Source organism: Leclercia sp. UBA5958 (assembly GCF_002430365.1).
GTDB classification, from domain to species: domain Bacteria; phylum Pseudomonadota; class Gammaproteobacteria; order Enterobacterales; family Enterobacteriaceae; genus Enterobacter; species Enterobacter pneumoniae.
Genome location: NZ_DJCE01000001.1, coordinates 341,382 through 354,257, shown reverse-complemented (window position 1 = coordinate 354,257; position 12,876 = coordinate 341,382). Strand labels below are relative to the sequence as shown.

Annotated in this window: 15 protein-coding genes; 7 read left to right on the top strand and 8 right to left on the bottom strand. The window is 56.1% G+C overall.

The window, feature by feature from the left end:
• Positions 1-53 precede the first annotated feature (53 nt).
• Positions 54-1,274: a sugar metabolism global transcriptional regulator Mlc gene (mlc, locus tag B2Q93_RS01755; protein WP_040078502.1), complete on the bottom strand. Its 1,221-nt coding sequence runs from the start codon at positions 1,272-1,274 to the stop codon at positions 54-56.
• Between the two features lie 127 nt (positions 1,275-1,401).
• Entirely contained in the window at positions 1,402-2,301 is a 900-nt protein-coding gene (locus tag B2Q93_RS01750) for a LysR family transcriptional regulator (RefSeq protein WP_233804434.1), read from the bottom strand.
• Positions 2,302-2,422: 121 nt separating this feature from the next.
• Between B2Q93_RS01750 and B2Q93_RS01745 the strand changes: the two genes are divergently transcribed.
• The 5 genes from B2Q93_RS01745 (at position 2,423) to B2Q93_RS01725 (ending at position 7,115) form a co-directional block, all read left to right on the top strand.
• Entirely contained in the window at positions 2,423-3,676 is a 1,254-nt protein-coding gene (locus B2Q93_RS01745; RefSeq protein WP_286931665.1) for an MFS transporter, read from the top strand.
• Between the two features lie 73 nt (positions 3,677-3,749).
• Positions 3,750-5,234: a carboxypeptidase M32 gene (locus B2Q93_RS01740; RefSeq protein ID WP_233804430.1), complete on the top strand. Its 1,485-nt coding sequence runs from the start codon at positions 3,750-3,752 to the stop codon at positions 5,232-5,234.
• Between the two features lie 98 nt (positions 5,235-5,332).
• On the top strand, positions 5,333-5,572 hold the full coding sequence (locus B2Q93_RS01735; RefSeq protein ID WP_040075822.1) for a DinI family protein: 240 nt from the start codon (positions 5,333-5,335) through the stop codon (positions 5,570-5,572).
• Between the two features lie 137 nt (positions 5,573-5,709).
• On the top strand, positions 5,710-6,027 hold the full coding sequence (gene asr / locus B2Q93_RS01730; protein WP_046887255.1) for an acid resistance repetitive basic protein Asr: 318 nt from the start codon (positions 5,710-5,712) through the stop codon (positions 6,025-6,027).
• 269 nt (positions 6,028-6,296) lie between these two features.
• The gene (locus tag B2Q93_RS01725; RefSeq protein ID WP_286931664.1) at positions 6,297-7,115 is read left to right on the top strand and encodes a trypsin-like serine peptidase; all 819 of its coding nucleotides are present in this window, start codon (positions 6,297-6,299) and stop codon (positions 7,113-7,115) included.
• A 178-nt stretch (positions 7,116-7,293) separates the two neighbouring features.
• Here the strand turns inward: B2Q93_RS01725 and mdtI are convergent, their stop codons facing one another.
• From mdtI to B2Q93_RS21310, 3 genes are all read right to left on the bottom strand, one after another.
• A complete protein-coding gene (gene mdtI, locus B2Q93_RS01720) occupies positions 7,294-7,623 on the bottom strand; it encodes a multidrug/spermidine efflux SMR transporter subunit MdtI (RefSeq protein ID WP_040075825.1) in 330 nt (109 codons plus the stop codon).
• Positions 7,610-7,972, bottom strand: coding sequence for a multidrug/spermidine efflux SMR transporter subunit MdtJ (gene mdtJ, locus B2Q93_RS01715; RefSeq protein WP_040075826.1), 363 nt, complete (start codon positions 7,970-7,972; stop codon positions 7,610-7,612). The genes mdtI and mdtJ overlap by 14 nt, the downstream gene beginning before the upstream one ends.
• Positions 7,973-8,090: 118 nt before the next feature.
• Positions 8,091-8,261, bottom strand: a complete 171-nt coding sequence (locus tag B2Q93_RS21310) for a hypothetical protein (protein WP_422655509.1) — start codon at positions 8,259-8,261, stop codon at positions 8,091-8,093.
• Between the two features lie 129 nt (positions 8,262-8,390).
• On the opposite strand from B2Q93_RS21310, the gene B2Q93_RS01710 reads away from it, so the two are divergent.
• A complete protein-coding gene (locus B2Q93_RS01710) occupies positions 8,391-9,428 on the top strand; it encodes an AI-2E family transporter (protein WP_207293671.1) in 1,038 nt (345 codons plus the stop codon).
• 3 nt (positions 9,429-9,431) lie between these two features.
• Here the strand turns inward: B2Q93_RS01710 and B2Q93_RS01705 are convergent, their stop codons facing one another.
• Positions 9,432-10,382, bottom strand: a complete 951-nt coding sequence (locus tag B2Q93_RS01705) for a zinc-dependent alcohol dehydrogenase family protein (protein WP_233804421.1) — start codon at positions 10,380-10,382, stop codon at positions 9,432-9,434.
• Positions 10,372-11,268 carry a LysR substrate-binding domain-containing protein gene (locus B2Q93_RS01700; RefSeq protein ID WP_233804418.1) on the bottom strand — a complete coding sequence of 299 codons (897 nt, stop codon included), beginning with the start codon at positions 11,266-11,268 and terminating at the stop codon, positions 10,372-10,374. Before B2Q93_RS01700 ends, B2Q93_RS01705 begins: the two co-directional genes overlap by 11 nt.
• 111 nt (positions 11,269-11,379) lie before the next feature.
• Between B2Q93_RS01700 and B2Q93_RS01695 the strand changes: the two genes are divergently transcribed.
• The gene (locus tag B2Q93_RS01695; protein WP_233804415.1) at positions 11,380-11,991 is read left to right on the top strand and encodes a LysE family translocator; all 612 of its coding nucleotides are present in this window, start codon (positions 11,380-11,382) and stop codon (positions 11,989-11,991) included.
• Here the strand turns inward: B2Q93_RS01695 and smrA are convergent.
• Positions 11,988-12,551 (bottom strand): DNA endonuclease SmrA, encoded by a 564-nt coding sequence (smrA, locus tag B2Q93_RS01690; RefSeq protein ID WP_233804413.1) that lies wholly within the window; start codon positions 12,549-12,551, stop codon positions 11,988-11,990. The genes B2Q93_RS01695 and smrA overlap by 4 nt on opposite strands.
• Between the last annotated feature and the right edge of the window lie 325 nt (positions 12,552-12,876).

Sequence of the window (12,876 nt, the reverse complement as noted above, 5' to 3'; positions counted from 1 at the left end):
TGATATCACCGGCTTGAGATAGCGCAATATTTGGTAACTCTATCGGAAATCAATTAACCCTGGAGTAAGCGAATCAGTAAGGAGCCGTTATACATCGCATCTTTGACCAGCGCCGCTCCGGCCATGGTGCCCTGATTAGTGAACTGGGTGCTTTCAACGGCAATGTGTTTGCTGTAGGCGGGCAAGGATTGCTGGCGGATGCAGTCGGCAATAGCCGGGAAGAGGACATCGTGCGCCTGGCTCAGGGGAGAGCCAATCAGAATTTTTTGCGGGTTGAACAGGTTAACCATAATGGCGAGAATGCGCCCAACGTTATTACCCACCCCGGTAATAATATCTTTCGCCAGCAAATCGCCCTGCTGCGCGGCGGCACAGAGCGACTCGACGGTGAGTGGCTGGCCGTGCAGCATTGAGCTCATTGACTGGCTCAGGCGCAGTTGGGCCAGCTCCATAATACTTTCGATACTGGCGATGGTCTCCAGGCAGCCGTGGTTACCGCAATAACAGCGTTTACCATAGGGATCGACCTGCGTATGACCAATCTCGACCAGGCTGCTGCTGCCCGCATGCAGGAGACGACCATCGGTAATGACGCCGGCGCCGACGTTATGATCGATGACCACCTGAATAACGTCCCGCGCCCCGCGCGATGCACCAAACAGGGCTTCGGCCATGGTCCAGGCGCTGATATCATGCTGGATGTAGACCGGCACGCCGGTATGCTTCTCCAGCACTTCGCCCAGGGCCATCTCTTTCACATCCTCGTAAAAAGGCATGCGGTGGACCACGCCGTTTTCGGTATCAATAATGCCTGGCAGCGTGATAGCGATAGCGGTCAACCGTTCCAGTTTTTGCTGATGATTGATAAAGAACTGATCGATAAGCGCAGTAATGCGCTGCAGCAGCGGCTGCGCCGCCGTGAGGGGTAACGGCAAGCGGTCTTCTACTACTAACTTGCTGCTGAGATCCCGCAGGGCGAGCATAATCTCACCGCGGCTGATACGCAGCGACAGGTAGTGCCAGGCTTCGGTTTCTACCACCAGCCCCACTGCCGGACGACCACGGCTGCCCGGCTCCTGAATCTCAGTCTCTTGCACCAGGTGAGCTTCGAGCATTTCGCGGACAATTTTTGTAATACTGGCGGGGGCCAGTTGAGCAAGACGGGAGAGGTCAATACGCGAAACCGGACCAAGCTGATCAATCAGGCGATATACTGCTCCTGCATTGGTCTGTTTGATCTGATCAATATGCCCAGGCTGACTATCAGCAACCACCACGTACTCCCTTATTTTCGCGCTTCGAAATAAACTTTCGGCTATGGTGAAACACTTCACCGTCGGTCGTCAAATATTTACGTAGCCTTGTGATTAACCGCACGTTTTTAACCCTGTTTTGGCGATTTTAGCGCCCCGGCGCGGCAGTAATCAGCTGCGTTTTGAAACGCTGTGCCGCTGCGCTCAGTTCGTGGTGCCTGGGCCAGACCAGCCACATTTCGGAAACGGCATCCGGTTCGGCAAGGGGGACCCAGCGCATTTCGTTGAGTTGCACCCGCTTAAACGAGGCGGGCAGAATAGATACCCCCAGCCCGGCCGCTACCAGACCAATAATCGTCATCGCCTCGCCCACCTCCTGGGCCATCACCGGCGCCAGCCCATAACGGCGCATTATCCCGAGAATATCGTCATAAAGCCCGGTGCCCACATGTGGATCAAAAAAGACAAACGGCTCTCGCGCCAGCTCGGCCAGCGTCACCGTCGGCTTTGCCGCTAACGGATGATCTTTGGGGATCATCGCCATCAGAGGCTCTCGCAGAATAGGTTGCCAGGCCAGGCTTTCCGGGAGTTGGGTGTTGCGCATTAACCCCAGATCCAGCGCCCCTTCGTTCAGGGGAGCGATCTGCTCACGGGTGTTAATCTCTCGCGTCTGAATATGCACGTCGGGATAGTGACGGCGAAACGATGACAACGTCGTCGAGACGGCCGTGATAAAGGGGGCGGAAGAGGTAAAACCGATGCGCAACTCTCCGGTTTCACCCAGGTGAAGTCGTGCCGCACGGGCGGCGGCCTCGTCTACGGTACCGAGGATCTGGCGGCTGTCGGCAAGAAACTGTTTACCCGCCGCCGTAAGCGCAACGCTTCGGTTGGTTCGCGCCAGCAGACGCGCCCCGACCTGCTGCTCGAGTATTTGAATTTGTTGACTCAGCGGGGGTTGCGAGATGTTGAGCCTGGCCGCCGCGCGTCCAAAGTGCAGCTCTTCAGCTACGGCAATAAAGTAGCGCAAATGTCGCAGTTCAATATTCATATATTTAAAGTATCATTTGAGATTATTAATATATTAGACAGAATATTTACAATTTCCTACCCTGATCATTGTGGTCATACCCACTACCCGTCGTCACGGAAATCTAAACCAAGGAAACAGAGTGAGCCGTACAACTACCGCCGATATCGCGCCGGCAAGCGACATCGACGACAAACCCGCCCGACCGCTGCCGGTACAATTCATTAAGCGCGGTACGCCGCAATTTATGCGCGTCACCCTCGCGCTCTTTTCCGCCGGACTGGCGACCTTTGCCCTGCTCTACTGCGTACAGCCGATATTGCCGGTACTCTCCAGCGAGTTTGGCGTTTCACCAGCCAGCAGCAGTATCTCCCTTTCGATTTCCACCGGCATGCTGGCTATTGGACTGCTCTTTACCGGCCCGCTCTCCGATGCCATAGGGCGTAAACCGGTGATGGTTACCGCCCTGCTGTTGGCTTCGATCTGTACCCTGCTATCGACTTTGATGACCAGCTGGCACGGTATTTTGCTGATGCGCGCGCTGATAGGCTTATCGCTGAGCGGCGTAGCGGCAGTAGGGATGACCTATCTTAGCGAGGAGATCCACCCCAGTTTTGTTGCATTTTCGATGGGGCTCTATATCAGCGGAAACTCGATTGGCGGCATGAGCGGACGCCTGCTAAGCGGCGTGTTTACCGACTTCTTTAGCTGGCGGATCGCGCTGGCGGCCATTGGCTGTTTTGCGCTGGCCGCAGCGCTGATGTTCTGGCGTATATTGCCGGCATCACGCCATTTTCGCCCCACTTCGCTGCGTCCGAAAACGCTGTTTATCAACTTTCGTCTCCACTGGCGGGATAAAGGGCTCCCGCGCCTGTTTCTGATGGGCTTTTTGCTGATGGGCGCCTTTGTGACCCTCTTTAACTACATCGGTTATCGGTTGATGCTCTCCCCCTGGCATCTGAGCCAGGCGCTGGTGGGTCTGCTGTCGGTGGCTTACCTGACCGGCACCTGGAGCTCGCCGAAAGCGGGCGCCATGACGGCCCGCTATGGCCGCGGCCCGGTCATGTTGGCCTCGACGGGGATAATGTTGAGCGGACTTCTGCTGACACTGTTCTCTCCACTGTGGGTGATTTTTGCCGGGATGCTGCTCTTCTCGGCGGGCTTCTTTGCTGCCCATTCGGTGGCCAGCAGCTGGATTGGCCCCCGTGCGCGCCGCGCTAAAGGCCAGGCCTCTTCCCTCTACCTTTTCAGCTACTATCTCGGATCCAGCCTTGCCGGGACGCTGGGGGGCGTGTTCTGGCACCACTACGGCTGGAACGGCGTAGGGGCTTTTATCGCGCTAATGCTCTGTGCCGCGCTGTTGGTGGGGGCCAGCCTGCATAAACGGCTGCATTAAATAAACCCGGCCTCGTGTTTACGCCAGCCTGATGCTAACGTGGGGCATTGGCTTGTTCAGACACGAGGTCTTAATGGAAAACAATAACTACCAGCAACTCACCCGCACTTTCCAGCGTCTCTCCCGCTTCTCTCACCTCTCCTCCATCGCCAGCTGGGACATGTTTACCATGATGCCGCCAGGCGGGAGTGCGGCACGTGGCGAAGCCCTGGCAGAGCTGAGCGTGTTGCAACACCAGATCCTCACCGATAAAAAAGTGGGCGAATGGCTGGATGCGGCTCAGAGTGAGGATTTGAACGACGTCGAACAGGCCAACCTGCGAGAAATGCAGCGACATTATCAACAGGCGTCTCTCCTGCCTGAAGCCCTGGTCGAAGCGAAATCGCTGGCGGGCAGCAAATGTGAACATGCCTGGCGTACCCAGCGCCCTGCAAATGACTGGCAAGGCTTTTCGGCCAACCTGAAAGAGGTGGTCAAACTCAGCCGTGAAGAGGCCCGCCTGCGCGCGGAGGCGAAAGGCTGCACCCCGTACGATGCGCTGCTGGATATTTTCGAACCGGACATGACCAGCGCCCGGCTGGATGTACTCTTTGCTGATCTGAAATCCTGGCTGCCGCAACTGCTGGCGCAGGTTGTCGAAAAGCAGGCCCAGCAGTCGTTCGTGCCGCCTCAGGGGCCGTTCCCGATTGCCACTCAGCGTGAGCTGGGGCTTGAGACGATGACGATGCTCGGCTTTGATTTTAACGGCGGACGCCTGGACGTGAGCGCGCACCCCTTCTGCGGCGGCGTACCGGAAGATGTGCGAATCACGACCCGCTACGACGAAGAAGATCTGCTCAGCGCCCTGTTTGGCGTGGTACATGAAACCGGCCACGCGCGTTACGAGCAGAACCTGCCGCGCACCTGGCAAGGTCAGCCGGTTGCGCTGGCGCGCTCGACGGCCATTCATGAATCTCAAAGCCTGTTTTTTGAGATGCAGCTCGGGCGCAGCAACGCCTTCCTGAAAAAGCTGCTTCCTGCCGTTCATCAACGTTTCGGCAGCCAGGCGGCGTTTTCTGAAGAGAACTTTATCGCCTGGAACCAGCGCGTGAAGCCGGGGTATATCCGCGTAGATGCGGACGAAGTGAGCTACCCGGCACACGTGGTTCTGCGCTACGAAATCGAGCGTGCGCTGATTAACGGCGATATCGAAGTGGACGATATTCCAGCCCTGTGGGATGAAAAAATGCAGGCCTGGCTCGGATTATCGACGAAAGATAACTACCGTAACGGCTGTATGCAGGATATTCACTGGACCGACGGTGGTTTTGGCTACTTCCCGTCTTATACGCTGGGCGCGATGTATGCCGCACAGCTCTTCCATGCGGCCAGAAACGCGCTGCCGGGACTGGACAGCGCCATCGCCGAAGGCGATTTCAGCGCCCTGTTCGACTGGCTACGCCAGAATATTTGGCAGCACGGGAGTCGCTTCAGCACCTCGCAGCTCATTCAGCAGGCCACCGGCGAAGATCTGAATAGTGCGTACTTCCGCCAGCACCTCACCTCACGTTACCTCTGACCTCTCGCGCCGGGCGCTCCGCCCGGCGATTTCCCGCTTGCTATTTTTGACTGCGCCAGTTTAAATACTGGATATAAAAACAGTGCAAGGATTAACCGATGTTTGTGGAACTCATTTACGACAAGCGCAATGTGGCGGGTCTGCCTGGCGCACAAGAGATCATCCTTAATGAATTAACCCGCCGGGTTAACCGCATCTTCCCGGAGGCGGTAGTTAAGGTAAAGCCAATGCAGGCCAACAGTCTCAACAGCGATGCCAGCAAAAGCGATCGTGAAAAACTGAACCGCATGCTGGAAGAGATGTTTGATGAGGCCGATATGTGGCTGGTCGCTGAATAAAGCGCTTCTCGCACAGGTTGTACATATCGTTACACGCCGATACCAATCACTCACGGAAGCCTCGGATTTACAGGGATATAGTCTCTTCAACGGCCCCGCAGTGGGGTTAAATGAAAAACCAATTCGAGGACAGAACGATGAAAAAAGTATTAGCTCTGGTTGTTGCCGCTGCTATGGGTCTCTCTTCTGCTGCGTTCGCTGCAGATGCTGCCACCACCGCGGCACCTGCCGCCACTGCAACCACCAGCGCGGCGCCAGCGGCGAAAACTGTGCACCATAAAAAACACAAGAAAGCCGCAGTGCAGAAAGCGCAGGCTGCGAAAAAACACCATAAAAAAGCGGTAAAAAAACAGGAAGCTGCGCCAGTTGCACAAAAAGCCCAGGCAGCGAAAAAACATCACAAGAAAGCAGTAAAACACGACGCGGCTAAACCGGCTGCTCAGCCCGCTGCATAAGGTCATGCGTGCCTGAGGGCACATCAGTATCCCGGTGCCGGAGCGCAATCTGTTCCGGCACCGTTTTTATTTCCGGAGGGCGTTATGCTGCGTCGCTATCGGTTTGAGCTGATTCTTATCACCCTAATTTTGTGCGCGCTGATTTCCGGTAGTTTTTTCCTTTCCTGAATGTAGCACGCTGATTTTGCTCCCACTTTCTTGCGGTCCCGTCTATAGTTATTTAACAGGGTTTACTTTAATAATCATAATTACCCCTTTCAGAGTGAGCTATGCATAGATCTGCAGCGATTTTACTGGGAACGTTAAGTCTCTTATCAGGTTTTTCTTATGCCGACGACGGCAGCGATGACGCGGCGAATGCCGATGAAATTCAGACGCTGTTCTTTGGTCATGATGACCGTACGCGCGTCAGCGATCCCACCCAGGCCCCCTGGGATGCGATCGGACAGCTTGAAACCGCCAGCGGAAACCTCTGCACCGCCACCCTCATTACCCCACGCCTGGCCCTGACCGCCGGGCACTGCCTGCTTACCCCGCCGAAAGGGAAAGAAGATAAAGCGCTCGCCCTGCGCTTTGTGTCGCAAAAAGGGTTATGGCGTTATGAAATACACGGTATCGAAGGGCGGGTGGATGCCTCTCTAGGCAAACGGCTAAAGGCCGATGGCGACGGCTGGATTGTTCCCCCTGCCGCGGCTTCATGGGACTTTGGGCTGGTGGTGTTGCGTTATCCGCCGTCCGGGATCACCCCCCTACCACTGTTTAGCGGCGATAAGGACGCGCTCACCGCCGCGTTGAAAGCAGCCGATCGCAAAGTGACGCAGGCAGGTTACCCGGAAGATCATCTGGACAGGCTCTTTACGCACCAGGACTGCGTCGTCACCGGCTGGGCGCAAAACAGCGTTCTTTCGCACCAGTGCGACACCCTGCCGGGTGACAGCGGTTCACCTCTGATGTTGAAAACCGCCAGCGGCTGGCAGTTGATTGGGGTACAAAGCTCGGCGCCGGCGGCGAAAGATCGCTGGCGGGCAGATAACCGCGCGCTCTCCGTCACTGGCTTTCGCGACAAATTACAGGCTCTGGCGCAATAGTAATACACCCCAGCTGCAATATGCGTTACTGCCTGGTATCGTCAACAGGCACCGGCCTGCTGTACCAGATGCGCTGCCGGCTGGCTAAGTTAGCTCTTCAATGCCCCTCTTGAACACCTAATTTTCAGCAAACACAGGTGGCAAATTTCGCTGCCCGCTCTCGCAGGCAGCAGAACAGTCAGGCCAGTTTTATCATCACCATTCCGGCAATCAGTAACACTAATCCGACCCAGCCTTTAGGATTGAGGCGCTGACCAAATAGGATCCAGCCCGCGGCTAAGGTCGCTGCGATGCCGAAACCGCCCCACAGAGCATAGGCCACCGACAGATCGATCCCCTTGACCGCCTGAGACAAGGCGCTAAAGGCCCCCAGCACGGCGGCGATAGAGAGGAGGCCCTGAAGTTTGCGGCGAAAACCGTCAGAGAATTTCAGGAAAATATTCGCGACGATCTCCAGCACGATGGCGAGCGCCAGCCAGGCGGCGTGGATCCATTCAAACTGCTGCATGGGTCACCTCGTTTTTCTGTTTTTTGCTTTTACGGGTGCCCGATTTAATCAGCACAATACCTGCGACCAGGGTCGTCAGACCGGCGATTTTCATCGTTGAAAGGGTTTCGTCAAACAGCATCACGCTGAAAAGGGTAATTATTAAAATACCTATTCCTTCCCAGAGTGCGTAGGCGACACCCAGCGCGATTTTTTTTACCGCAAATGAGAGAAATATATAAGAGAGCGTAATCATCGCCAGCATTAAAATAAATCCGGCATGTCCACCACTGGTTGCTGCCCATTTCATCGACAGCGTGCCGGTTATTTCAGCGATAATGGCCAGAGCTAATAAGATCCAGTAAAACATGGTTTTCTCCTGCTTGAGAATAGAGTCCTTCGCGGCTCGCTGTGAACAGCAAACCTAAAAAAAAGAAATAGTAATAGAAAGCTAAACGCGTAGCGTCAGCTCAGGCAGAGAGAGGGATCTATAGCGCGTTGCGCCAGTGTTGCTCACCAGCAAGCGGAGAGAAAGAGGGGGAAAAACCAAATGTTAATGCTGTGGAATACGTCCTGAACAGATTGTCCATAAAATTACAATTATCTGCGGTGTTGCTTCTCGTCATTGCAGATGAAAATTGTCTCCGGTAGTTAAACACAGCTGATTTTTATCACAGGGCAAATATTTACTCAATACCTTTTCAATTCTTTACCCTTGTCGTTTGATATTGGTTAATTTATTTCCCTGTGCCTCGCGATTATTATTAACAAAAAACGCAGGAGCTCGTATGGCAAAACCTATCATCACGCTCAACGGATTAAAAATAGTCATCATGCTGGGCATGCTGGTCATCGTGCTGGCCGGGATCCGTTTTGCTGCCGATATTATCGTTCCCTTTATTCTGGCGCTGTTTATTGCCGTGGTACTCAATCCGCTGGTGCAGCGGATGGTGCGCCTGCGCGTGCCGCGCGTGCTGGCTATCTCGCTCCTGATTGGCGTGATTATTCTTGGCATGGTCCTGCTGCTGGCATATCTGGGCAGTTCACTAAACGAGCTGGCGCGCACCCTGCCCGTTTACCGCGACTCGTTGCTGGCGCCGTTACAACGGCTCGATCCCTGGCTCCACCGCGTGGGTATCGATGTGTCGATCGAACAATTACAAACATTTATCGATCCCAACGCCGCCATGACCCTGGTGACTAACCTGCTGACGCAGCTTTCGAATGCTATGACCTCGATTTTCCTGCTGCTTCTGACGGTAGTGTTTATGTTGATTGAAGTGCCGCAACTACCGGCGAAACTTCAGCCGCTCATGGCACGCCCCGCTGAAGGGATGGGCGCTATCCAGCGTGCACTCGACAGCGTAACCCACTACCTGGTGCTGAAAACGGCGATCAGCGTCGTGACCGGGCTGGTGGTCTGGGGCATGCTCACTCTGCTGGAGGTCCGCTTCGCGTTCGTCTGGGGATTGTTGGCCTTTGCGTTGAACTACATCCCTAATATCGGGTCGGTATTGGCCGCTATTCCCCCCATTGTTCAGGTGCTGGCGTTTAGCGGTTTTTACGATGCGCTGATTGTGCTGTCGGGCTATCTGCTGATTAATCTCGTGTTTGGCAATATCCTCGAGCCGCGCATGATGGGGCGCGGGCTGGGGCTTTCTACGCTGGTGGTCTTTTTATCACTGATTTTCTGGGGCTGGCTGCTGGGGCCGGTGGGCATGCTGCTCTCTGTACCGTTGACGATTATGGTCAAGATCGCCCTTGAGCAGACCGCCGGGGGGCAGAGCATTGCGGTGCTGCTCAGCGATGTGCAGCCATCGCGCTAACCTTCACGCGCCCTTCAGCTTAAGTAGCGGTTTCCCCACTCTCCCCGGCTGGCGATAATGCCTCAGCGCATCACGCCAGTCGGCAAAGGGCCAGACCACCGCGTCGCTAGAGTGGCTGGAGATCAACCGTGGCCACAGGGCCTGAAATTCGGCCTGCCACTGCTCGGTAGTCAGGGTGGCAAAGGTATTGCGCACATGAAACCAGTGCACCTGCGGGTAGTGGTGTCTCAGGGTAAAGGGCTGTCCGCTGAGCAGGCCATAGCTCACAAAGGTTCCCTTTTTCGGCATTCGTTCCAGCAACCTTTGCGCCAGTGCGCCTCCTGTCGCATCGAATACCCCCTCGCTAGTGGCGGCGACGTGGCAAACCGCCCCGGCATCCTCCTGCGCCACAGGAATGATGCCCAGTGCGGCGAGTCGTTCGGCATGTGCTGGCGAACGGTGGATGCCATAGACAGCCCGGGCGCCGCTCCCCAGCGCCCACTGGCCCAGTAACAGGGCACAATCTGATCCCGCGGCGGTGAGCAGCACCTGTTTGCCCGTTACAGGATAAAGTTTCAGCATCAATTGTGCCGCCAGCGGATTGATAAACGCTCGTGCGGCCAGCGTATCACCGACCTCATCCGGCACCGGGATCGCCAGCGCAGCCGGGCAGTCCACTCTCTGCTGCCAGGTGCCCTCTCCCCGCAGAGGCAGCACGCGGCGCCCCAGCAGATGACCAAAAGCAGCCGGCGCGTCTATTACCCTGCCCACTCCTTCATAGCCCGCCACGGCAGGCAGGGAGATTCGATGGCGATAGGCTCCCGTAATGGGAATTAAATCGGATGCGTTCACCGGGGCGTAGAGCATCTCTACCCGAAGTGCATCTGCCGCACGCGCCCCTTTATTTTCGCTCTGCAGCCTGAGCGCGGCATCGGGTTCGCCAAAACGCTGGTAGGTTAACGCGTTATTGTTCATCGCAGCACTCCGGTACGCAGGTCAGAAGATAGTGACGCAGCGTCGCGATCTCTTTCTGGCGCGGACTATCTTCCGGCCAGACCAGATAGTAGCCATCGCCCGTCACCACCTGGCGGGTAAACGGCAGCGCCAGCACCCCCTTCTCCAGCGCGTGGCGACTCAAGGTCAGGTCGGCCACCGACACGCCATGCCCGGCGATGGCTGCCTGGTTCCCCTGCTCCAGTGTATCGAAGAGATGGCCGCGGCTGATATCCACCTGCTGTTCCAGCGGGGTGTCTTTCAGCCAACGACGCCAGTCCCGGCGGTCTGCCGAGGGATGTATTAGATCGCAACCCGGAAGATTGCGCTGCGCCTGCGCCACCAGCGAGGGTGCGCAGACAGGGGCAAGACGCTCCGCAAACAGCCGCAGGGCGTGGGTCTGCTCGCCGAACTGCCCGTTCCCCAGCAGAATGGCGCAATCGAAAGCCTCACGATGAAAATCGATCCGGTCTACGTCCATCCAGACGCTGGAGACCTGTACCTCCGGTACGCTATGGCGTTCATGAAAGCCTTTCAGCGCCTGAAGCAACCAGTTAACCGTCAGGGTTGTGGGTGCCTTCAGGCGCAGGAACTGAGGGGGAGTACGAAAGGCGTCACAGGCGCTTTCAAGCGCGACAAATCCGGTACGCAACTGGCTGGCCAGCGTTCGTCCCGCATCGGTTAACTCGACGCGGGGCCCTTTACGCAGGAATAGCTGGCAACGGAAATGCGCCTCCAGGGTGCGGATGTGGCGACTGATGGCGCCAGGGGTAACGTGCAACGCCTCGGCGGCGCGGGTGTAAGAGCCCAGCAGCGCGGCGATATCAAAGGCACGCAGCGCATATAAGGGCGGAAGGGGTGAGGACATCGCGATCTTCCATGATGAGTTTTACTCACATTTAATCGCAGGATTATCCGTTTTTCAATTCCCCAGCTTTTGCCGACACTACCCACTCACTTTGTTTACCCGGAGGCAGTGATGGTTATCAGCTTGTTCGCGACGTATCTCTTTTCGGTGGTGCTGTTATTGATTACGCCGGGTCCGGTCGTGGCGCTTATCACCCATACGGCGCTTCGTCAGGGGTACCGCCCGGCCTTTATCACCGTTGCGGGGAGTAATCTTGCGTCGCTCATGTTGATTGTCGGGGCGGTAGTGATGCTGAGCGGAGCGGTGCGCATTCATCCGCTCTCCCTTCCGCTGGCGGGCGTGGCGGGTTCTCTCTATCTCGGCTGGCTGGCGGCGGATCTGTGGCGGGAAGGTGGCACAGAGGCCCATGACGAGCCTCGCCGCGGAGGATTTGGGGTGGGGTTTTTCACCGCTATTGCCAATCCCAAAGACATCCTCTTCTTTGCCGCCTTTTTCCCACAGTTTATTCGCGTAACACCCGATTTTGCGCTGAGTGTAACCCTGCTTACGCTGGGCTGGATGATTCTGGATCTGCTGATTCTGTCGCTCTGGATCCTGAGCGTCCGCCGCTGTTTACCTGCCCGCTCCCTCCCGGTGGTGAATCGGCTGACGGCGCTGTTTTTAGCGGCCGTGGCCCTTTCGGGCCTGGTGCTAAACAGCCAGGCCGCGTTCAATGTGCTTTAGCGGCTCCGTTTGGCATGGCGTTCGCGGGTGTCGAGTTTGGCTTCGCTGGACTTGTGCAATGCGACATAGCAGGCTCCGCTGCCGCCATGATGAGGCTGCGCGGGGCAGAAAGCCTGAACCGCCTCGAATTCCGTCAGCCAGCGAGCCAGATAGCTGCGCACGATGTTGGCGTGAGAATCCGCCTCACGGCCTTTACCGTGCACGATAATAAGGTTACGAAGTCCCTCCCGCTCGGCCTGACAGATGAAGCTAAACAGCCGTTGACGGCACTGCTCTACAGGGGTGCGCAACAGCGAAAGGCTGGCCTGGCGCGGATATTTCCCCAGACGTAGCTTCTCGACTACGCCCTGCTGGATACCTTCGCGCTGATAGGCCAGCGGCTCTGCAAGCGGAAGAATATCGAGATAGCCGGTGGTCAAAAAGTTATCGAGCTGTTCCAGATCGAGCGACTGTTTGTCACGCGCTTTTGGGGCGGGCTGCCAGTGGATATCGGTGCAGCGTTTCAGAGGCTGGACGTCCTGCATCGCATCAAGGAAAAGCGATCTATCATCGGGTTTCATGGCAATCCTCCTGCTTCTACTGACCCCTTACTATACCTGGGTAGTATAGATGGCTCAATGGGCAGGGGTAAGGCGAATATAACGCTGCCGTGAAATAAAAATAAAAGTTAAATAAGTAAATTAACCGATCCTTTAATCGCCACTTAAGTCAAATTTAATAATAGTTAATACCGAGCCCCAATATAAAAATTGTGACACTGAATGCGTTATTTCCTTTATTTATTCCAGGATAACAGTTATAAATGCATCCATCTGCACAAGGAATGATTAAGCAGTGTATGCATGTGGAGCATTGCTGTGGGTACTGTAGAGTCTGTTGGATGTC